Raw genomic sequence first — 20043 nt, 5'->3', positions numbered from 1 at the left:
TGCGCCGGTCAGCCGCACCGTCAGGAGAGAAAAGCACATCTCGGCATCGGGTTCCACGCCGGAACCCGCACTTGCCGGCGCTATTTCGGCTCCAGCTTGAGCGCCGCCGAATTGATGCAGTAGCGCAGCCCCGTCGGCGCCGGACCGTCGGGGAAGACGTGGCCGAGATGGCCGCTGCATTTGGAGCATAGCACCTCGGTGCGGATCATGCCGTGGCTCACATCCCGCTCCTCGTCGATATGGCTCTCGACGGCAGGCTGGGTGAAGCTCGGCCAGCCGCAGCCGGAATCGAACTTGGCGTCCGACTCGAACAGCTCGTTGCCGCAGCCGGCGCAGACATAGGTGCCGGCGCGGTGGTCGTGCTCATACTCGCCGGAGAAGGGACGTTCGGTCGCCTTTTCCCGTAACACTGCATATTGCATCGGCGACAATTCGCGCCGCCACTGCTCCTCGCTCTTGATGACCTTGTCGGAAGTCGTCTTGGTGTCGGACATGGATCTCCCATCGCGCTTTAGTTGGTGGCCTTGCTGGCACTGACCAGCGTCGGCTTCTCCAGATAATTATCCGCGAACAGCTTCTTCAGGTTCTCGACCTTCGGAATGTCGTTGTAGGCGATATAGGGCTGCGTCGGGTGCAGCGTCAGATAGTCCTGGTGATAGGCCTCGGCCGGGTAGAACGCCTCCAGCGCGCCGATCTTGGTCACGATCGGCTTCTTGTACACTTTTGCGCCGTTGAGCTGCGCGATATAGGCGTCCGCGACCTTCTTCTGCTCGTCGGAGGTCGTGAAAATCGCCGAGCGATATTGCGTGCCGACGTCCGGACCCTGGCGGTCGAGCTGGGTCGGATCGTGCACGACCGAGAAGAAGATCTGCAGGATTTTTCCGTAAGTGATCTTCTTCGGATCGTATTTCACCTCGACCGCTTCGGCGTGGCCCGTGGTGCCCGAGGACACCATGCGATAATCCGCGGTCGCCTTGGTTCCGCCGGCATAGCCGGAGACCGCGTTCACGACGCCTGCGGTGTGCTGGAACACGCCCTGCACGCCCCAGAAGCAGCCGCCCGCGAGAACAGCGGTCTGGATGCCGCTCGCCGGCGCCGCATCTATGGCGGGGGTGGGAATGACGACAGCCTCTTCTGCTGCCCGGGCAGGCGCGGCGAAGGCAAGCGCCAGCGCGGCGAGCAGTGAGGGGACATGGAAGCGGGTTCGGCGCATGGCGGATCCTCTTGCGAAATTGGCGACAGTCTAGGGCTGGGCGGACCGGGCGAACAGCCCGGACGGCGGCGTTTTCCGTTGTCCAAGTACGTGAGCAAGATACGGGTTGGCCGGGCGATTGTTACATTGCTGCGGACACGAACCCGTGAGGCACACGCTTTCGTGGCGGAGAAGTGACGGATTCGTAGGGTGGGTTAGCCTTACACCACCACGCTCAACCGCTTCGCCGCGCGCGTGATGCCGGTGTAGAGCCACCGTGCCCTGGAGTCCTGGAACGCAAAACTCTCGTCGAACAGCACGACGTCGTCCCATTGCGAGCCCTGCGACTTGTGCACGGTCAGCACATAGCCGAAGTCGAACTCGTCATAGGGTTTGCGCTGCTCCCACGCGATCTGCTCGATGCCGCCTTCAAAACAATCGGCGCGCACCGAGACCTTGGTGACCTTGTGGCCGAACTCCTCGTCCGGCGACAGCCGCATGCTGAGGATGCGCGATTTCGAACGCGACGTGTTGCGTGACTTCACGCGCCACAGGCCGCCGTTGAACAGGCCTTTCTTGCGGTTGTTGCGCAGGCAGACCAGCTTGTCGCCGGCGACCGGAAACTGGTCCTCGATGTTCTGGCGCTGGCGCACTCGCATATTGTACGCACGTCGCGTGTTGTTGCGGCCGACCAGCACCTGGTCGGCGCTCATCACGCGATCGGGGTCGAGCTCCTTGCGCGAGACCACCTCGCTCTCGCCGTAGCGGCCGATCTCGAGCTCGCGCCCCTCGCGGATGTCCATCGACATCCGCACGATCGGATCGTCCTGCGCCTGACGGTGCACCTCGGTCAGCATCGCGTCGGGCTCGGTATTGGTGAAGAAGCCGCCGCCCTGGATCGGCGGCAACTGCGCGGGATCCCCCAGCACCAGCAGCGGACAGTCGAACGACATGAGGTCGCGGCCCAATTCCGCATCGACCATCGAGCATTCGTCGATCACGATCAGTTTTGCCTTGGAGGCCGGCGCGTCGTCCCAGAGCTCAAAACTCGGCTGCTCCTCGCCGGATTCGCGGGCGCGGTAGATCAGCGAGTGGATGGTGGAGGCGTTGTCGCAGCCCTTGTTGCGCATCACCAGCGCGGCCTTGCCGGTGAAGGCGGCGAACTTCACCTCGCCGTCGACGCCGTCGGCGATGTGCCGCGCCAGCGTGGTCTTGCCGGTTCCGGCAAAGCCGAACAGGCGAAAAATCGGCGGCGTGCCGCCTCGGCCGGGTTTTGCCTTGAGCCAATCGCCAACGGCTTTTAGCGCGGCATCCTGATGCGGGGTGAAACTGGGCATATCTGTCTTGAGGAAGGGCGAAACGAGGCGATTCGCCATCCCCCAAAACTAACCATTCGCCCCGCCGGTTCAAGCGGCGCAAATCCGGCTGCCGCAGTCCCTACTGCCAGCCGGGAACGCCGCGCATGTCGGGCAGGTGATGGGCGATGCCCTTGTGGCAGTCGATGCAGGTCTTCTCGCCCGTGAACAGGAAGCGCTGGTGAGCGACCGAGGCGCGCGGCGATTGCTTTGTGATGTCCATGGAATCGGCGCTGTGGCAGTTGCGGCATTCCAGGGAATCATTGGCTTTGAAGCGGGCCCATTCGTGCGCCGCCAGCTCGAGCCGGTGATCCAGGAATTTCTCGCGGGTGTCGATGGTGCCAAAGATCTTGCCCCAGACCTCCTTGGAGGCCTGCATCTTGCGCGCGATCTTGTCGGTCCAGTTGTGCGGGACGTGGCAGTCCGGGCAGGTCGCGCGCACGCCGGAGCGGTTGGTGAAGTGGATGGTCGACTTCAGCTCCGCATAGACGTTGTCCTTCATCTCGTGACAGCCGGTGCAGAACTTTTCGGTGTTGGTCAATTCCAGCGCGGTGTTGAAGCCGCCCCAGAAGATGACGCCTGCCACGAAGCCCGCGAGCACCAGCGTGCCGAGTGCGAAGACCGAGCTCGGCCGTCTCAGCACGCCCCAGAGTTCGAGAGCAAAATCCCAGCTCCGCGCGATGAAGCCGCGCTTCGCCTTCAACCCGTCCCTGGGCTCGTCAGCGGTCGTTGTCATCGCCGGCCACCGGGGCTTGCACGCGAGAGCAGCGTGTCGACGTCGGTGAAGTCGTTGCTGACGGGCGGCGTGGCGGTATTCTGCGGCACGTGGCACTCCGTGCAGAAGAAGCGCCGCGGCGAGATCGAGGCCAGGAACTGACCGTCACGGTCCATGAAGTGGGTGATCGAGACCATCGGCGCCTGCGATTCCGCCGTGCGCGCACGCGCGTGGCAGGACAGGCACTTGTTGCCGTTGAGGTCGATCTGGTAGCCGTCGATCGAATGCGGGATCACCGGCGGCTGCTCCGGATAGTTGCGCGCCTCCTTCTCCGAGGTGTTGCGGTTCGGCAGCATCGGCGGCGCCGGGCCTTCCTCGTTGAGCGGGGCCGTGCCGCGCAGGCCGGAATTGAGCGTCTGCGCAGTCAGTGTGCCTGCGCCCGCGGCCATCGCGAGCGCCAGCACGGCGATACCAAATCGTTTCATCATGGCTCACACCCGCTCGATGCGCACGGCGCATTTCTTGAAGTCGGTTTGCAGCGAAATCGGATCGGTGGCGTCCAGCGTCACCTTGTTGATCAGCTTTGATTCGTCGAACCACGGCACGAAGACGAGGCCCTTCGGCGGCCGGTCGCGGCCGCGCGTCTCGACGCGGGCGCGGATGTAACCGCGGCGCGAGACCACTTTCACCTCGTCGCCGCGACGCAGCTTCGCATCCTGCGCGTCGTCCGGGTGCATGAAGCAGACGGCTTCGGGGAAGGCCTTGTAGAGCTCGGGCACGCGGCGCGTCATGGTGCCGGAATGCCAGTGCTCCAGCACGCGGCCGGTCGAGAGCCAGTACGGATAGTCCTTGTCGGGCGATTCCGCCGCCGGCTCGAACGGCAGCGCGAAGATGCGCGCCTTGCCGTCGGGGTAGCCGTAGAACTGCACGTCGGTGCCCTGCTTCACATAGGGATCGCTGCCCTCGCGGAAGCGCCACTTCGTCTCCTGGCCGTTGACGACCGGCCAGCGCAGGCCGCGCTCGCGATGATAGGTGTCGAACGGCGCGAGGTCGTGGCCGTGGCCGCGGCCGAACTGGGCGTACTCCTCGAACAGGCCCTTCTGGACGTAGAATCCGAACGCCTTGGATTCCTCGTTGCCGTAACCGGCTTCGATCTCCGAGGTCGGGAACTTGTCGATCTGGCCGTTCTTGTAGAGCACGTCGAACAGCGTCTTGCCGCGAACCTCCGGCTTCTTGGCGATCAGCTCCTCCGGCCATACTTCCTCGATCTTGAAGCGCTTGGAGAACTCGATGAGCTGCCAGAGATCGGACTTGGCTTCGCCCGGCGCTGTGACGAGCTGGTGCCAGAACTGCGTGCGCCGCTCGGCATTGCCATAGGCGCCTTCCTTCTCGACCCACATTGCGGTGGGCAAAATGAGGTCGGCGGCGAGCGCGGTGACGGTCGGATAGGCGTCCGACACCACGATGAAATTGTCGGGGTTGCGGAAACCCGGATAGGTCTCCTCGTTGACGTTGGGGCCGGCCTGCAAATTGTTGTTGACCTGCACCCAATAGGCGTTGATCAGGCCGTCCCTGAGCATCCGGCTTTGCAGCACGGCATGTGCGCCGTTTTTGTCGGGAATGGTGCCTTCGGGCAGCAGCCAGATGTGCTCGGTCTTGGTGCGGTGCTCCTTGTTGGTGACGACCATGTCGGCGGGGAGGCGGTGCGAGAAGGTGCCGACCTCGCGCGCGGTGCCGCAGGCCGACGGTTGGCCGGTCAGCGAGAACGGGCTGTTGCCGGGCGAGGAGATCTTCCCCGTCAGCAGATGGATGTTGTAGACGAGGTTGTTGCACCAGACGCCGCGGGTGTGCTGGTTGAAGCCCATGGTCCAGAACGAGACGACCTTGGTCTTGGGGTCGGCATAGAGCTCGGCCAGCGCCTCGAGCCGGTTGAGCGGCACGCCGGACATCTGGGCTGCCTTCTCCAGCGTGTACTCCGAGACGAATTTTGCGAACTCGTCATAGCTCATGTCGGTGGAGTCGTTGGCCTTGGCGGCACCCGTCGCCTTCTTCTGCAGGGGATGCTCGGGCCGCAGGCCGTAACCAATGTCGGTCTGGCCGCGCTTGAACACGGTATGCGCGGCGACAAAATCCTTGTTGACGCGCCCTGTCTTGATGATGTGGTTGGCGATGGCGTTGAGGATGTAGAGGTCGGTCTGCGGCACGAACACCATGCCGATATCGGCGAGGTCGAACGAGCGGTGCTCGAAGGTCGAGAGCACGGCGACGCGGACATGCGGCGCGGAGAGACGACGGTCGGTGAGACGCGTCCACAAAATGGGGTGCATCTCCGCCATGTTGGAGCCCCACAGTACGAAGGCGTCGGTCGCCTCGATGTCGTCATAGCAACCGGCGGGCTCGTCGATGCCGAAGGTCCGCATCATGCCCGCAACGGCTGACGCCATGCAGTGGCGCGCATTGGGATCGATATTGTTGGTGCGGAAGCCGGCCTTGAACAGCTTTGAGGCGGCATAGCCCTCCCAGATCGTCCACTGGCCGGAGCCGAACATGGCGACGCCGTTCGGCCCGCGCTTCTTGATCGCGTCCTTCCACTTCTCGGCCATGATGTCGAAGGCTTCGTCCCATGTAACAGGTGTGAACTCGCCGTTCTTGTCGTACTTGCCGCCCGTCTTGCGCAGCATCGGCTGCGTCAGCCGGTCGTGGCCGTACATGATCTTGGAGAGGAAGTAGCCCTTGACGCAGTTGAGGCCGCGATTGACCTCGGCCTTGATGTCGCCGTGCGTGGCGACCACGCGATTGTCCTTGGTGGCGACCATGACGGAGCAGCCGGTGCCGCAGAAGCGGCAGGCGGCCTTGTCCCACTTCAGTTCGCTGACGTCGCGCTCGGCGGCGAGGTTTGCGGCCAGGGCCGGGACCGGCATGCCGGCGGCAGCGGCCGCGATCGCGGCAGCCTCCAGCTTCAGCATCTGGCGGCGGTCGAGTTTGGGTGTGGTCATCAAGATTCTCCCGTCGCCTTAGGCTTCGATGGCGTGAAAAACCAGCGCCGCGGAATAGACGTTTGGCAGCGACTGGATGGTGTTGAGGGTGGTGCCGAGGCTGCCGGCGTCGTCAGCTTCGACAACGACAACGAGCTTGCCTCTGATGTCACGGCCGTGGATCTCGCAGCCGGACAGCGCGGTGATGTCGGCTTCGACGGTAGCGAGCCGATCGGGGCGCGCCTGCACCAGAATGCTGGCGATCTCGCCCCCGGGCGGAGGCACGATGCGGTCGGCGGTGAGCACCCGTCCGGTGATCAGTGCGCGGCGGTTGAGTTTGGCTTGGGCCATATGCCTGCCTTTCTCTGTTGGATTTCAATGCGGGCTTTGCGGCGGACCGGGGGGACCTGCGAACATCTGGTAGATCCACACGGCGAGCCCATAGCTGCCGACGGTCCCGACCGCGAGGGCTGGCATCACCACCGCCGTCAGGAACAGGAACGCAAAAATCTCCATGCGCCGTCGGCGCAAACGCCCAGTCGTCTCGTCGCCAGGGGCCGACATATTCGGTCTCTCTGAAGCTAATTTGGAATTGGACGGCATCCGGGCCGTTACCTTGCAGATCAACTACCTAAAGGAACTGCGGTGCTGGTAGTTTGATATGGATCAACCCGCATTGCATCGCACACTTTGTCGCAGTGGTATGAGTAATAAACCTTGGGTTGTTCGGAGTAAATTCCGCTTGTGCCACGTGGCGGAATTGCACCGCCATGGACAGCGCCGCCTCGCTCAATAAGATGCAATTAACAAGAATAATGGGAGGCGTCATGAAGTTCGGCATCTTCTATGAGCTCCAACTGCCCCGTCCCTGGGTCGCCGGCGACGAGCTCAGGCTATACCAGAACGCGCTGACGCAAATGGAACTTGCCGACAAGCTCGGCTACGACCATGCCTGGGTGGTCGAGCATCACTTCCTGGAGGAATATTCGCACTCGCCCTCGCCGGAATCATTCCTCGCGGCGGCCAGCCAGCGCACGCAGAAAATTAGACTCGGCCACGGCATCCTCCAGCTCACAACCAATCATCCCGCGCGCGTCGCCGAACGCGTCGCGGTGCTCGACCTCCTCAGCAACGGCCGCTGCGAGTTCGGCATGGGCGAGAGCGCCTCGATCACCGAGCTCGAGCCGTTCGGCCGGAACATGGAGCACAAGAAAGAGGTGTTCGAGGAAGCGGTCCGCGCGATCTTCCCGATGTTCAGGGATGGCGGCTGCGAGCACCACGGCAAATATTTCGACATTCCTTTGCGCAATGTCGTGCCAAAACCGGTGCAGAAGCCGCATCCGCCGCTGTGGATGGCCTGCTCGCAACTGCCGACCATCGAGCGCGCCGGCCGCCACGGCTTTGGCGCGCTCGGCTTCCAGTTCGTCAGCGCCGATGCCGCGCACGCCTGGGTGCACGCCTATTACAATGCGATGACCAAGCGGCTGCACAAATTGGCCGACTACGAGATCAACCCCAACATGGCGCTGGTCTCGTTCTTCATGTGCGCCAGGACCGACGAGGAGGCCCGTGCGCGCGCCGACGGTGCCACCTTCTTCCAGTTCGCCCTGCGCTTCTACGGTGCCTCGCAGAACCGCCAGCGCCCGGCGCCCGGCACCGTCAACATGTGGGACGAGTACAACAAGTGGAAGCGCGACAATCCGGAGGCGCAGGAGGCGGCGCTGCGCGGCGGCCTGATCGGCTCACCGGAGACGATCCGCAAGAAGTTGAGGCGATTCCAGAGCTCCCATATCGATCAGGTCATCCTGCTCAACCAGGCCGGCAAGAACAGCCACGAGCACATCTGCGAGTCGCTCGAGCTGTTCGGCCGCGAGGTGATGCCGGAGTTCCAGAACGACCCGGCACAGGAGGCCTGGAAACAGGGTGTCATGAGCGGCGAGATCAAGCTCGAGGAAATCGACACCGAGGCCTTCACCGATCGTTACGGCAAGCTCGCGATCAACGTCGCGCCGGCGAAGGTGGCTGCGGGGTAGGCGTTCCCCTGTTGGAAGTGCAATCGCAAGTGACCGTGGCGAGTTTGCGTGCGATTGCTTCCACATTCGTCATGGCCGGGCTTGTCCCGGCCATCCACGACCTTTGTCGCGGGCACGAAGAACGTGGATGCCCGGGACAAGCCCGGGCATGACGAGTTTGTGGCATGAGCAAACCAGGGCAAGGTGAGTCCCTCTGTGGATGCCCGAGTCAGGGGCGCCTTCCGGTCCTGCGCCGTTGCTGCTAACTTTTGGCAAATGGCGACAGGGAGCGGACGATGCGGCCTCATGGGGCACCTCAGGCATTCGCAGCAGGCGACATCACCCCGGCCGTGCTCGCGATCGGCCGGCCCAATTTCCCGAACATCCTCATCGAAACACTGCGCCGGCAGGCGGATGTCGGCCATTGCATGGTGTTCTCGCTGACGCGTAAGGGCGCCGCGAGCTGTCTGCTTGATGCCGGCAACATCGCGATCGGGAGTGATCTCGGCGCCGCCTATGCCGGGCAGTTCCACGCGTCGGATCCCAACCGCGACGCGCTGTTCGAGGGGCAGGCGCAGCCGGCGCCGATCCTGCTGCCGGCCTTTGCGCCACGCATGTACGATGCGCGCTACCGAAAGATCTTCTTCCAGGACTCCGGCATCGTCGACAAATTCGCCACCGCGATCTGGGTCGAGGACACCTGCTTCTACGTCAATTTCTATCGCATCGCCGCGCAAGGGCGCTTCAGCCCTGCGCAGCTCGAACGCCTGCGAACAATCGCGCCGACGATCGGCGCGAGCGTTGCGCGTCATTTCCAGACTACGGCGCCCCGTACCGAACAAGATATCGCTACGCTGTTTGCGACGCGGCCGCCGCTCAGCGATCTGACCGCGCGCGAGCAAGACGTCTGTCGCGGCATTCTCGCAGGGTTGAGCTCCGAGGCGATCTCGCAGGAGATCGGCATCAGCCTGCATTCGACGCTGACCTATCGCAAGCGCGCCTATGAGAAGCTCGGCATCTCCGCGCAGAACGAGCTGTTCGCGATCGTGCTGCGGCTTCTGACGCGGAGGCTGAACTGAAGCGTCTTGGGGGCATGCGGCGGGGCGAGTTCATCGGCCTTGGGCGCGTTGCGATGTGGCCTGTCTCAGTGTGCGAGTTCGGTTGACGGTCAGCACGTTGATCTATGTCAAGAGTCACCTGTTGCGGGCCGCACAGGTCGTCTAATCTGCCGTCGCAGCTGTTGTCCTTGCGCGACAGTGCGCACAGGGGTGCGAACGCCCTCGGCTGCAGCCCGTTCGCGCCGAACTGGTCATTGGCCTGGAGCCTCCTGATGTCCGTCTTCCTCGAAGTCGAGCACGTCACCACCTACCGGTATAACAAGCCGGTGGAGTTCTCCACGCACCACGTGATGTTCCGGCCGCGTCCCGCGCACGACATCCGGGTGCTGTCGTCGACATTGGAAGTATCGCCGCACAGCATCCAGTACTGGAAGCACGACGTCTTTTCCAATTCGGTCGCGGTGGTCGAGCCGCGGGTGCCCGCCGACATGCTACAGTTTCGCGCACGTTTCGTGATCGAGCATTTCGGCGTGAAGAACCTGGAATTGCCGCTCGCGCCCGAGGCCGAAAACTATCCTTTCCAGTACGGAGACGAAGACCGGCTCGATCTGGCGACCTTCCTCCCGCAGCAATATCCCGAGGATCAGGCGGCGCTGCGCGAGTGGGTGGCGCAATTCCTGCCGCGGCGCGGCACCATCCACACGCGCGACATCCTCGGCAATCTGAACGCCGCGATCCGCGGCGACTTCCGCTACCAGTCGCGCGACGCCATGGGTACGCAGCGGCCTGCCGAGACGCTCGATCGCCGTAGCGGAACCTGCCGCGACTTCGCCCTGCTGATGATGGAGGTCGTGCGAGGGCTGGGGATCGCCGCACGCTTCGTGTCGGGTTATCTCTACGATGCGACGCTCGACACGACGAATCCGCCAGTCATCCGAAACACCGGATTGCAGCAAGGCGCCCGACAGATCGAAAGCCGCGACGACCCCCTCGTTCTCGGAGGTGGCGCGACACACGCGTGGCTGCACGTCTTCCTGCCCGGCGCCGGCTGGGTGCCGTACGACCCGACCAACACGCTCGTCGGTGGCGCCGACCTGATCCGGGTGGCCTACACGCGCAAGCCCGAACAGGCCGCGCCGGTGTCCGGCTCATGGACCGGCGCGGCTTCCGACTTCGCGGGCATGGATGTGGCCGTCAGCGTGAAGCGTATCGGGCAGCAGGTCGAGCCGGCATTGGCCCGCTAGTTGGGCTCGGCAGCGAATTAATAGCTGGATGCGCAGTTGTCGTACTGCCTATTGCAGATCCGGTTGATGCACGCGGTCCAGTCGCCCTTGGCGCCTGCGGCGGATATCCAAATTCTGGATATCATTGGCGCTGCGGTGGCCCAGCAACTCAATGGGGTGATGCGCTCTCGGTGATTACTGGCTTCTCCCGGCCTCTCAGAGCGTCCAGAAGTTCTTCGGCCTGGAACGGCTTGATCAGGACAGTGATACCTTGCGCGGAAATCAAGTCCATCGTTTGCGATCTGATGTCGCCCGTCATCATGACGGTCGGCACGTTCCGGCCAAGGGCGACACGCAAGCGCCTAACGGTCTCGATACCATCCGATGAGCCACGAAGGTTGTAGTCACACAGCAGCACGTCTGGGCGCAGACTCTGCTCTTTGACCAAGGTCAAGGCTTCCGTCTCCGTTGCAACGATGGTGGCGTCAACCCCTCTCTCCTTCAACAATCTTCGGAGCGCCGAGCGCACGGACGCCTCGTCCTCGATCGCGAGAACGCTGCCCAGGAACGCACCATTGTAGAGATGCACCGGCGACGCTGCTTCCGGCACATTGACACCGGATCGACCGCGCGGAACTTCAATGAAAAACCGTGTACCCTTCCCCGGGATAGAACGCACCTCGACCCTGTGATCCAGGATTTCTCCAAGCCGCTTTACGATCGCAAGGCCCAACCCAAAGCCACCCAGTTTCGCGCCATCGGTTCCTTGGTAGTACTCATCGAATATGTGCGGAAGCTGGTCTTCGGTGATACCGACGCCGCTGTCCCAGACTTCGATGCGAACATTGTCGCCGACTCGTCGGCATCCAAGAAGGATTCGTCCCCGGTCAGTGTATCGAACCGCATTCGACAAGAGATTGCGGATCATCTCCGCGAGCATGCGGCTGTCGCTGCGGATGATGAGCTCGGAACGGACGATGCACAGTCGGAGTCCCCTTTCCTGCACAGACGCGACAAAGTCTCTAGCGAGCGGCTCGAAGATTTCGCTTAGCGAAAACTCACTCACGGATGGACGCAGGTTTCCGGATTCCAGCTTGTTCACGTCGAGCAGGCTGGAGAGGATGCTGGTCATGGTATCCAGCGATTTCCCGATTTCAGCGACAAGATTGCGCGCCTCACCGCTTGAATGGTGCGATTCAAGCGCTGCTTGCAGGAGTTTCAGGGTCTGTAACGGCTGGCGCAAGTCATGGCTTGCCGCAGCAAGAAAGCTCGATTTGGCGCGATCGGCCAATTGAGCTGATTTCCAGGCGTCCTGTAATCGGGACTCCCTCTCCAGAATGGCGTCGTGGTGAAGCCTCCTCTCGCTAAACAGGGCCGCAAGAACCAGAGCACCTAGTGTGATCGCCAGGATGGTAGCTTGGGCCGTCAGCACACGCTCTTCGATCGACAGACGTGGGTCTCCGAAAATGCCGATTGCGAAGGTTGTCGTCCAGACGATCGTGGTCGAACAGAAGAACGTGGCAATTGCGGTGAACGCTGGACGAAGGCGAGCTGAGATCCAGAGCAGAAGCGGGCAGAGTACGCCGACCGCCAGCACCGCGGTCCAGGGCTCGTTGGGCAGGAAAGCCAGCAACGCGCATACGAGGGACACCACGCCAAGCGCCAAAACGCCCTCCGCAACCTCCCACCGCGGCGGGGGGGTGCGCGCCAACGACGCCAGCCCGATTGCGAGCGGCGTCACCGCAATAATCCCGATTGAGGCAGATGAGAACCAGTGAAACCAGATCACCGCCGGGGACGCAGCCGACCCGTGAAACAGCACAAATACTGCCGTACCACCAAGGCCGGAGATGCTCGTTGCGATACCGGTCGCGGCGAATAGCGCCAGGACCCTTCGCAGTTCGTTCAACTCGAATGGAGATCCACAAAAGCGGTGGATCAGGCCCGCGACGATGACGGTTTCACTGGTGTTCGTGACAGCAAAGAACAACGAGCTCCAGATGTTGCGATCGCCCAGCAAGTTGGCCGCAATCGTTGCAGCTGCCACTCCGAGGACGACAGGCAGCTGTGCCGCAGGACCGAGGGCGATCAAAATCCCTGAAGCCACTCCCCCCGCTGGCCAGAAAACGGCAACGCCGTCGGCCGGGTCCAGCAACGCCAGGCTCAGCCGCGCGGTGACAAAATAGATCAGAGCCACTCCGACCGTCAAAATGACGTCTGCGCCGCTTGAGAGCGGGGTGCGAGCCAAAATGACTGCCTGTTTTACGGTAGTCTCCAATGTCGCCACCACTCGTCCGGGCCGTATCCCTGACGTGCAAACGGTCGCCGCGACATCACCGATGCGGCGGCTCTAGCAACTATAGGCCGGCATTTCCGTTCAAGCCACCGTATTGCGGTGCATTAGTCTCTCTGCCCTTAACGAACGTCGCTCATGCGTTTGTTGGGCCATGCGGACCCGCTATCCTGTCCGCGCGCACCCGACCTACGGAGATGCGCCCTGATATTGTCTGTCCCTACCGCTAGGGACAGACGTCAGCACCTGAGTTCGCTAGTCTTGCCCCCAACGGAAAAAAATCCCAGGGGAGCCTGCCTTGAGCACCGCGCCGCGCATCGACATCGACCCGGCCTCGTTCTGGAACGATCCCTATCCGATGCTGGCAAAAATGCGGGCGGAGGCGCCGATCGCCTTCGTGCCGCAGCTCGGCTCGACGCTGCTGACGAGCCGCGACGACATCTCGATCTCCGAGAAGCAGATCGACGTGTTTTCCTCGCATCAGCCCGAAGGCCTCATGAACAAGCTGATGGGCCACAACATGATGCGCAAGGACGGCGAGGCGCACCAGGTCGAGCGGCGCGCATTCTTTCCGGCGGTGTCGCCGAGGACGGTGAAGGGCTACTGGACCGCGCAGTTCCAGGCCCATGCCGACCGCATCATCGACGCGATCGAGCCGGGCAGCCGCATCGACTTCATGCGCGACTTTGCGCTGCCGTTCTCCGGCGAATGCCTGAAGTCGATCACCGGCCTCACCAATATCGGCTTCGGCGACATGGATGCGTGGTCGCAGGGCATGATCAACGGCATCGCCAACTACAGCGGCGATCCCGAGGTCGAAGCGCGCTGCCACGCGGCGACATCAGGCATCGACGCCGCGATCGACGACATTTTGCCGGTCATGCGCAAGAAGCCCGACCAAAGTCTCCTTGGTGTTCTCCTTGCCTCCGATATGCCGATCGAGAGCGTGCGCGCGAACGTGAAACTTGCCATCTCCGGCGGCCAGAACGAGCCGCGCAAGGCAATCGCCGGCACGGTGTGGGCGCTGCTCACCCATCCCGAGCAGCTCGATCTCGTGCGGCGTGGCGAGGTGTCCTGGCTGCAGGCGTTCGAGGAGTATGCCCGTTGGATTTCGCCGATCGGCATGTCGCCGCGGCGTATCGCAAAACCCTGGACCATTCGCGATGTCTCCTTCGAGGCCAATGAGCGCGTGTTCCTGATGTTCGGCTCGGCCAACCGCGACGAGAAGCATTTTGAGCGCGCCGACCAGTTCGACGTGCGGCGCGACGTGACAAAGAGCGTCGCTTTCGGCGCGGGTCCGCACTTTTGCGCCGGCGCCTGGGCCTCGCGCGCCATGATCGCAGATGTCGCGTTGCCGACGGTGTTTGCGAGGGCGAAGAATATCGAACTGGCCGACGACGAGCCGGTGCTAATCGGCGGCTGGGCGTTCCGCGGGTTGCTGAACCTGCCGGTGAGGTGGCTGCACTGACCGGACGGCCGCCGGGATGGTGACCCCGTGTCAGGGATGATTGAACCAGATCGTTCTCCGGCGACACACATGGCGTCATGTCCATCCAGTCCCGGTTCAAGTGGAGGCGTGAGTCGCCTCTGGCTGTCGCCTCGGTGCTGATCGCGCTGCTGTCCGCCGTACCGGCGCACGCCGCCGGACCATCCTCCATTTCCGGCTGCTGGACCCAGACCTCGCCTTTCCCTTACGCGGAAAGGCCGCCCGGGAAAGAGTGGGGTTCGCGAACCTGGTGCTTCAAGCGGCGTGGAATCATGACGAGGTTCCACATGGCCTGCGCCGGCGGCTGCGACGCTTGGGATCTGGATGGACGCTACCGCTGGCGATCGCCGATCGTGTGGATCTCCGACGTCGAGATGTCAGACGACGGCAAGCGCCAGACAAATGTGTGGCGCCGTTGTCGTGTCAACTTTACCGCCAGGGACCGCATGGTGCTCGAGAATTGCTACTTCTCGGCCGATCCCTGGGTGCGCGAGCCCTGACTTGTGCAACGCGCATTGCAAAAGGGCCCTGCCCATCCCAAGCGTGGCGATGATGGCATAATGCCACCGATTTGCCCGACGTGTCAACTGATTTTCGGAAAAATCGCAGGGTGACCGGCGACCGTCACCGGCTACTGTGCATGGGGTTGTTTCGACACTTTGTAGGATGGCGGTCAGTCGCGTCTGCGCGATCTCACATTCGCGTGCAGAAAAATTCTCCCTGCATTCGCTCCGCCGGTTGAAAGATTAATCATGCGCGCCGCACGCATGGCAGTGCGCGCATCGCTATTTTCCTAGATGTCTCGACACCTCCGATAGCTCGCACCATCATCCCTTCAACAGGAATGAATGGTCGGCCGCACGCGGCCCGGAGTTGGGAATGCAACGTCGAAACTTTCTAAGACTGTCTGCGGGTGCGGCCGTGCTCGCTGCGCTCTCGTCGCGCGCGGTTGCGCAATCGGGCGTGAAGGAAATTCGTATCGGCTACCAGAAGAACGGCGTGCTGGTCATCACGCGCCAGCAGGCCGCACTGGAAAAACATTTTGCAGCCTTGGGCATCGAGGTGAAATGGATCGAGTTCTCCTCGGGTCCTCCCATGATGGAGGCGATGAACGTCGGCAGCGTCGACTACGGCGCGGTCGGCGATTCCCCGCCGGTGTTCGCCCAGGCCGCCGGCACGGCCATCGTCTATGCCGCCGGCCAGCCCATCACCAACGGCCAGGGCATCCTGGTGCCGAAGGACTCGCCGATCCGCTCGATCAGTGAGCTGAAGGGCAAGCGCATCGGTTTCACCAAAGGCTCCAGCGCCCACAACATCGTGGTGCAGACGTTGGAGAAGGCAGGCCTCACCTATGCCGACATCACGCCGGTCTACCTGACGCCGCCGGATGCGGGTCCCGCCTTTGCCAACGGCAGCATCGAGGCCTGGGCGATCTGGGATCCGTATTTTGCGATCGGCGAGACCAAGCAGAACGGCCGCATCCTGATCAACGCCCACGAGGTCACCAAGTCCAACTCGTTCTACATCGCCAACCGCGATTTTGCGAAGAACCACGGCGAGGTGTTGCAGCAGATCATCGATGTCACGACCTCCACGGCTGCGTGGGCGGAGACCCATCGCGACGACGTCGCGAAATCGCTGAGCGCGGTAACGGGCATCCCGCTGGACATCCAGACCATCGCCGCCAATCGCTCCTCGTTCCGGGTCGGTCCGATCACCGACGACATCATCGCGACCCAGCAGGGCGTCGCCGATCGCTTCCACAAGCTCGGCCTGATCCCAAAACCGATCGCGATCCGCGACATCGTCTGGCGCAGCACGGCGACCTGATCGTGCCGACCAGCCTTCCCATTTCGAGGGGTTTGACCATGAGACGTTTCATTCAACGCGTGATCGCGGCTGTCGCCCTGTCGATCGGCATCGTGGTCGCCGCCGTCGGCACGTCCTACGGCTAACCATCAGAGACACCCATGACCCAATCGTCCAAAAGCAACATCCTCTGGTTCCTGCCGACCCACGGCGACGGCCGCTATCTCGGCACTGCCGAAGGCGGCCGCGAGGTGAACTTCAATTATCTGCGCCAGATCGCGCAGGCCGCCGACCAGCTCGGCTATTTCGGTGTGCTGCTGCCGACGGGGCGGAGCTGCGAGGATTCCTGGATCGTCGCCTCCTCGGTCGCGCCGTTTACGGAGCGGCTGCGCTATCTCGTGGCGGTCAGGCCCGGTTTGCAATCACCGAGCGTGGCCGCGCGCATGACGGCGACGCTGGACCGCATCACAGGCGGCCGGCTGCTGATCAACGTCGTCACCGGCGGCGATCCCGTCGAGAACAGGGGCGACGGCGTCTTCCTCGCCCATGACGAGCGTTACGAGGTCACGCGCGAGTTTTTGAACGTCTACAGCGATCTCCTCGCCGGCAAGACCGTCAATGTTGAGGGCAGGCACATCCGCATCGAGGATGGCCGCCTGCTGTTCCATCCCGTGCAGTCGCCGCGACCGCCACTGTATTTTGGCGGCTCCTCGGATGCCGGCATCGACGTCGCGGTCGATACCGTCGACAAATATCTCACCTGGGGCGAGCCGCCAGCGCAGGTCGCCGAGAAGATCGCGAAGGTGAGGGAGGTCGCAGCGGCGCGTGGCCGAAAGCTCTCCTTCGGCATCCGCCTGCATGTCATCGTGCGCGAAACCAATGAGCAGGCCTGGCAAGCCGCGAACGAGTTGATCAAGCATGTCAGCGACGGCACCATCGCCGCCGCGCAGAAGAACTTTGCGCGGATGGATTCGGTCGGCCAGCAGCGCATGGCGCAGCTTCACGGCGGCAAGCGCGACAAGCTCGAGATCAGCCCGAACCTCTGGGCGGGCGTCGGTCTCGTCCGCGGCGGCGCCGGCACCGCATTGGTCGGCGATGCCGACACGGTCGCGGCGCGCATCAAGGAATATGAGGATATCGGCATCGATACCTTCATCATGTCGGGCTATCCGCATCTCGAGGAAGCCTATCGTTTTGCCGAGCTGGTGTTCCCGAAATTGTCGTTGGGACAGGGCAGCAACGTCACGCCGCTTCGCTTCAATAGCGGGCCGTTCGGCGAAACCATCGGCAACGACTACCGTCCGCAAAAGCAGGCTTCGCAATCATGAGTCTCATCGACAGCGTTTCCCTTCCGCGTAGTTTTCGCCTGCCGCGGGTCGACGGCCTGATCCAGTGGATCGTGCCGCTATTCATCATCGCCATCTGGCAACTGGCTTGCGTCACCGGCTTCGTGCCGACGCGGGTCTTGCCGGCGCCGAGCGATGTCGTGCTGGCCGGCTGGAAGCTGCTGCTCTCCGGTGAGCTCGGCCGCAATATCTGGGTGAGCTTTTGGCGCGCCTCGATCGGCTTCCTGATTGGTGGCGGCATCGGCTTCGCCTTCGGCCTCGCCAACGGCCTGTCGCAGCTTTCGAGCAAGCTGACCGACACTACGCTCCAGATGGTGCGCAACGTACCGCATCTGGCGTTGATTCCGCTCGTCATCCTCTGGTTCGGCATCGACGAGAGCGCGAAGCTGTTTTTGGTGGCGCTCGGCGTCTTCTTCCCGATCTACCTCAACACGCTGCACGGCATCCGCACCGTCGATCCCCAGCTCATCGAGATGGGCCGCATCTACGGCATGACCGACGGCGAATTGTTCCGCCGGGTGATCTTTCCGGGCGCGCTGCCCTCGATCTTCGTCGGCATCCGTTTTGCGCTCGGCATCATGTGGCTGACGCTGATCGTCGCGGAGACGATCGCGGCCTCGTCTGGCCTCGGCTACATGGCGATGCAGGCGCGCGAGTTCATGCTGATCGACGTCGTCGTGCTCTCGATCCTGATCTATGCGCTGCTCGGCAAGCTCGCCGACAGCGCCTCCCGCGTGCTGGAGCGGCTGACGCTGTCCTGGCATCCCGCCTTCCAGAAACGTTGAGCAGAAATACTGGGAATCCCATGCAGACAGCCGTTCGTACCATTTTGCCTGAAGCCGAGCTTGCCAGCCGCGCCAGTTTCGCGCCTCAGGCCCGTGTCGTCCGCGAGATCCAGCCGGCGATCTCCCGCGGCCTGCCGCTGAACATCCGCGGCTTGCGAAAGTCCTTCGGCGACAACGAGGTGCTGCGCGGCATCGACCTGCACATTCCGGCCGGCCAGTTCGTCGCCATCGTCGGCAAGAGCGGTTGCGGCAAGAGCACGCTGCTGCGCCTGATCGCGGGCCTGGAACAGATCACAGCCGGCAGCATCAGCCTCAGTGAAGAGGCACGTCCCGAGGATGTCAGAGTGATGTTCCAGGAGCCGCGGCTGTTGCCTTGGGCGCGCGTGCTTGAAAACGTCGAGGTCGGTCTCGGTCGCGAGCGCGCGTCTGCGGACGCGCACGGTCGCGCCGAGGAGGCGCTTGGTGAAGTCGGTCTCTCAGACAAGCGCGACCAGTGGCCGTCGGTGCTGTCGGGTGGCCAAAAGCAGCGCGTGGCGCTGGCGCGTGCGCTGGTCTCCAGCCCGCGCGTGCTCGCCTTCGACGAGCCGCTCGGGGCGCTCGACGCATTGACCCGTATCTCGATGCAGCGGCTTCTGGAGCGCGTCTGGCGCGACCAGGGCTTTACCGCGATCCTGGTCACGCATGACGTCTCCGAAGCCGTTGCGCTCGCCGATCGCGTGCTCGTGATCGAGGACGGCCGCATCGCGCAGGACGTGACCGTGAGCCTGCCGCGGCCGCGCGAGCGCGGCTCGGTGGAGCTTGCCAATCTAGAAGGCTCGATCCTGCGGCATCTGTTGTCGGGCGACGAGCGCACCTAGATACAAGAGCCAAAAGCCAGCGAGCGTGTCATGAACGCCATCCTTCCCTTCGTCACCGATCCCGCCGTGTCCGCCACCGATTTCCGCGGCGCCATGCGGCATCTCACCGGCGGCGTCAGCGTCATCACAGCGGGGCGGGGCAGGGACATCACCGGCATGACCGTCACGTCGGTGACGTCGCTGTCTGTCGATCCGCCGACGCTGATCGTCAGCGTCAATCGCGACGCATCGTCGTTTCCGCTGATCAGGCGCCTCGGCGCCTTCGGTGTGAACATTCTGCATGCGGACCAGATCGATATTGCCGAGCGCTTTGCCGGCAAGGGCGGCCTGAAGGGCGCCGACCGCTTTGCGGGGGCGGACTGGATCACCAGCGTCTCAGGTGTTCCGCTGCTGGTCGGCGCTCTGGCCGCGCTCGACTGCGAGGTCGAGGAGATCGTCGAGCGTCATTCGCACGGCATCGTCATCGGCCGCGTGCGTGACATAAAAAGTACGACGCGCAGCGCAGCGCTGGCCTATTGGCACGGCCAGTATGTCGCGGTCGATCAGGACGAGGATGCGGCGCGGCTTGTCGAGGTCAGTGTTCCCGCGCGCGGCCGGCGCGTCGTCTGATCGCAGCACGTCGTCCGGGCTGGCATTTTCGTCGCCGCCGCTCTAGAAGCGCTATCAGAGCCTCCCCGTCGGGAAGCCGCGGAGCCGGACAATGAAGCGCGTCGCGACCTGGGCCTTCTACGCCATCGGCGCGTTGGCGATCGCCTATCTCGCGCTTTACGCTTACACGATGCTTACTGGAAACCCGATCGTGCCGGGTGATCCCATCCACATCTTCCGCAAGCCCGACGCGCCCAGCTATTCGTGATGGAACTGCGTAGGGTGGGTTAGCGCAGCGTAACCCACCACTCTGTCGACGCGGACACCAAAGAGGTGGGTTACGCCTAGC

20 protein-coding genes are annotated in these 20043 nt (G+C 63.3%); 11 read left to right on the top strand and 9 right to left on the bottom strand.

Annotation, left to right across the window (positions count from 1 at the left end):
• Positions 1-80 precede the first annotated feature (80 nt).
• The 8 genes from msrB to napE form a co-directional block, all read right to left on the bottom strand.
• Positions 81-494 (bottom strand): peptide-methionine (R)-S-oxide reductase MsrB, encoded by a 414-nt coding sequence (gene msrB / locus KUF59_RS36185; protein ID WP_212462765.1) that lies wholly within the window; start codon positions 492-494, stop codon positions 81-83.
• A gap of 17 nt (positions 495-511) precedes the next feature.
• A complete protein-coding gene (gene msrA, locus KUF59_RS36180) occupies positions 512-1213 on the bottom strand; it encodes a peptide-methionine (S)-S-oxide reductase MsrA (protein WP_212462764.1) in 702 nt (233 codons plus the stop codon).
• Between the two features lie 200 nt (positions 1214-1413).
• A complete protein-coding gene (locus tag KUF59_RS36175) occupies positions 1414-2529 on the bottom strand; it encodes an ATP-dependent DNA helicase (protein ID WP_212462763.1) in 1116 nt (371 codons plus the stop codon).
• 100 nt (positions 2530-2629) lie between these two features.
• Positions 2630-3283 carry a NapC/NirT family cytochrome c gene (locus KUF59_RS36170; protein WP_212462762.1) on the bottom strand — a complete coding sequence of 218 codons (654 nt, stop codon included), beginning with the start codon at positions 3281-3283 and terminating at the stop codon, positions 2630-2632.
• Complete coding sequence (locus KUF59_RS36165) at positions 3280-3750, bottom strand: nitrate reductase cytochrome c-type subunit (RefSeq protein ID WP_212462761.1); 471 nt, start codon at positions 3748-3750, stop codon at positions 3280-3282. The genes KUF59_RS36170 and KUF59_RS36165 overlap by 4 nt, the downstream gene beginning before the upstream one ends.
• A gap of 3 nt (positions 3751-3753) precedes the next feature.
• Positions 3754-6258, bottom strand: a complete 2505-nt coding sequence (gene napA / locus KUF59_RS36160; RefSeq protein WP_212462760.1) for a nitrate reductase catalytic subunit NapA — start codon at positions 6256-6258, stop codon at positions 3754-3756.
• 18 nt (positions 6259-6276) lie between these two features.
• A complete protein-coding gene (locus tag KUF59_RS36155) occupies positions 6277-6588 on the bottom strand; it encodes a chaperone NapD (RefSeq protein ID WP_212462759.1) in 312 nt (103 codons plus the stop codon).
• 24 nt (positions 6589-6612) lie between these two features.
• Positions 6613-6801, bottom strand: a complete 189-nt coding sequence (gene napE, locus KUF59_RS36150; RefSeq protein ID WP_212462758.1) for a periplasmic nitrate reductase, NapE protein — start codon at positions 6799-6801, stop codon at positions 6613-6615.
• 263 nt (positions 6802-7064) lie between these two features.
• On the opposite strand from napE, the gene KUF59_RS36145 reads away from it, so the two are divergent.
• The 3 genes from KUF59_RS36145 to KUF59_RS36135 all read left to right on the top strand — a co-directional run bounded on the left by KUF59_RS36145 (position 7065) and on the right by KUF59_RS36135 (position 10551).
• The gene (locus KUF59_RS36145) at positions 7065-8270 is read left to right on the top strand and encodes an LLM class flavin-dependent oxidoreductase (protein ID WP_212462757.1); all 1206 of its coding nucleotides are present in this window, start codon (positions 7065-7067) and stop codon (positions 8268-8270) included.
• A gap of 275 nt (positions 8271-8545) precedes the next feature.
• Entirely contained in the window at positions 8546-9328 is a 783-nt protein-coding gene (locus KUF59_RS36140) for a helix-turn-helix transcriptional regulator (RefSeq protein WP_212462756.1), read from the top strand.
• 251 nt (positions 9329-9579) lie between these two features.
• Complete coding sequence (locus KUF59_RS36135) at positions 9580-10551, top strand: transglutaminase family protein (protein WP_212462755.1); 972 nt, start codon at positions 9580-9582, stop codon at positions 10549-10551.
• A 148-nt stretch (positions 10552-10699) separates the two neighbouring features.
• Here the strand turns inward: KUF59_RS36135 and KUF59_RS36130 are convergent, their stop codons facing one another.
• The gene (locus KUF59_RS36130; RefSeq protein WP_212462754.1) at positions 10700-12727 is read right to left on the bottom strand and encodes a sensor histidine kinase; all 2028 of its coding nucleotides are present in this window, start codon (positions 12725-12727) and stop codon (positions 10700-10702) included.
• A 394-nt stretch (positions 12728-13121) separates the two neighbouring features.
• Here KUF59_RS36130 and KUF59_RS36125 point away from each other — a divergent pair, with 394 nt between their 5' ends.
• From KUF59_RS36125 to KUF59_RS36090, 8 genes are all read left to right on the top strand, one after another.
• The gene (locus KUF59_RS36125) at positions 13122-14291 is read left to right on the top strand and encodes a cytochrome P450 (RefSeq protein WP_212462753.1); all 1170 of its coding nucleotides are present in this window, start codon (positions 13122-13124) and stop codon (positions 14289-14291) included.
• A gap of 290 nt (positions 14292-14581) precedes the next feature.
• Complete coding sequence (locus KUF59_RS36120; protein WP_249141184.1) at positions 14582-14809, top strand: hypothetical protein; 228 nt, start codon at positions 14582-14584, stop codon at positions 14807-14809.
• 379 nt (positions 14810-15188) lie between these two features.
• Positions 15189-16139, top strand: a complete 951-nt coding sequence (locus tag KUF59_RS36115) for a sulfonate ABC transporter substrate-binding protein (protein ID WP_212462752.1) — start codon at positions 15189-15191, stop codon at positions 16137-16139.
• A 140-nt stretch (positions 16140-16279) separates the two neighbouring features.
• Positions 16280-17446, top strand: a complete 1167-nt coding sequence (gene ssuD, locus KUF59_RS36110; protein ID WP_212462751.1) for an FMNH2-dependent alkanesulfonate monooxygenase — start codon at positions 16280-16282, stop codon at positions 17444-17446.
• On the top strand, positions 17443-18249 hold the full coding sequence (locus KUF59_RS36105) for an ABC transporter permease subunit (protein WP_212462750.1): 807 nt from the start codon (positions 17443-17445) through the stop codon (positions 18247-18249). Before ssuD ends, KUF59_RS36105 begins: the two co-directional genes overlap by 4 nt.
• Positions 18250-18269: 20 nt before the next feature.
• Positions 18270-19106, top strand: coding sequence for an ATP-binding cassette domain-containing protein (locus KUF59_RS36100; protein ID WP_212462749.1), 837 nt, complete (start codon positions 18270-18272; stop codon positions 19104-19106).
• A 30-nt stretch (positions 19107-19136) separates the two neighbouring features.
• Positions 19137-19715: a flavin reductase family protein gene (locus KUF59_RS36095; RefSeq protein WP_212462748.1), complete on the top strand. Its 579-nt coding sequence runs from the start codon at positions 19137-19139 to the stop codon at positions 19713-19715.
• A gap of 91 nt (positions 19716-19806) precedes the next feature.
• Positions 19807-19962, top strand: coding sequence for a hypothetical protein (locus KUF59_RS36090; RefSeq protein WP_212462747.1), 156 nt, complete (start codon positions 19807-19809; stop codon positions 19960-19962).
• Positions 19963-20043 lie beyond the last annotated feature (81 nt).

It is taken from the genome of Bradyrhizobium arachidis (assembly GCF_024758505.1).
In the GTDB taxonomy this organism is placed as follows: Bacteria; Pseudomonadota; Alphaproteobacteria; order Rhizobiales; family Xanthobacteraceae; genus Bradyrhizobium; species Bradyrhizobium manausense_C.
This window is presented reverse-complemented; position numbering and strand designations above follow the sequence as displayed.

What these genes read in the sequence shown, in the direction of transcription:
- msrB (WP_212462765.1), bottom strand. Translation starts at nt 494, where the DNA reads ATGTCCGACACCAAGACGACTTCCGACAAGGTCATCAAGAGCGAGGAG.
- msrA (WP_212462764.1), bottom strand. Translation starts at nt 1,213, where the DNA reads ATGCGCCGAACCCGCTTCCATGTCCCCTCACTGCTCGCCGCGCTGGCG.
- KUF59_RS36175 (WP_212462763.1), bottom strand. Translation starts at nt 2,529, where the DNA reads ATGCCCAGTTTCACCCCGCATCAGGATGCCGCGCTAAAAGCCGTTGGC.
- KUF59_RS36170 (WP_212462762.1), bottom strand. Translation starts at nt 3,283, where the DNA reads ATGACAACGACCGCTGACGAGCCCAGGGACGGGTTGAAGGCGAAGCGC.
- KUF59_RS36165 (WP_212462761.1), bottom strand. Translation starts at nt 3,750, where the DNA reads ATGATGAAACGATTTGGTATCGCCGTGCTGGCGCTCGCGATGGCCGCG.
- napA (WP_212462760.1), bottom strand. Translation starts at nt 6,258, where the DNA reads ATGACCACACCCAAACTCGACCGCCGCCAGATGCTGAAGCTGGAGGCT.
- KUF59_RS36155 (WP_212462759.1), bottom strand. Translation starts at nt 6,588, where the DNA reads ATGGCCCAAGCCAAACTCAACCGCCGCGCACTGATCACCGGACGGGTG.
- napE (WP_212462758.1), bottom strand. Translation starts at nt 6,801, where the DNA reads ATGTCGGCCCCTGGCGACGAGACGACTGGGCGTTTGCGCCGACGGCGC.
- KUF59_RS36145 (WP_212462757.1), top strand. Translation starts at nt 7,065, where the DNA reads ATGAAGTTCGGCATCTTCTATGAGCTCCAACTGCCCCGTCCCTGGGTC.
- KUF59_RS36140 (WP_212462756.1), top strand. Translation starts at nt 8,546, where the DNA reads ATGCGGCCTCATGGGGCACCTCAGGCATTCGCAGCAGGCGACATCACC.
- KUF59_RS36135 (WP_212462755.1), top strand. Translation starts at nt 9,580, where the DNA reads ATGTCCGTCTTCCTCGAAGTCGAGCACGTCACCACCTACCGGTATAAC.
- KUF59_RS36120 (WP_249141184.1), top strand. Translation starts at nt 14,582, where the DNA reads ATGACGAGGTTCCACATGGCCTGCGCCGGCGGCTGCGACGCTTGGGAT.
- KUF59_RS36115 (WP_212462752.1), top strand. Translation starts at nt 15,189, where the DNA reads ATGCAACGTCGAAACTTTCTAAGACTGTCTGCGGGTGCGGCCGTGCTC.
- ssuD (WP_212462751.1), top strand. Translation starts at nt 16,280, where the DNA reads ATGACCCAATCGTCCAAAAGCAACATCCTCTGGTTCCTGCCGACCCAC.
- KUF59_RS36105 (WP_212462750.1), top strand. Translation starts at nt 17,443, where the DNA reads ATGAGTCTCATCGACAGCGTTTCCCTTCCGCGTAGTTTTCGCCTGCCG.
- KUF59_RS36100 (WP_212462749.1), top strand. Translation starts at nt 18,270, where the DNA reads ATGCAGACAGCCGTTCGTACCATTTTGCCTGAAGCCGAGCTTGCCAGC.
- KUF59_RS36095 (WP_212462748.1), top strand. Translation starts at nt 19,137, where the DNA reads ATGAACGCCATCCTTCCCTTCGTCACCGATCCCGCCGTGTCCGCCACC.
- KUF59_RS36090 (WP_212462747.1), top strand. Translation starts at nt 19,807, where the DNA reads ATGAAGCGCGTCGCGACCTGGGCCTTCTACGCCATCGGCGCGTTGGCG.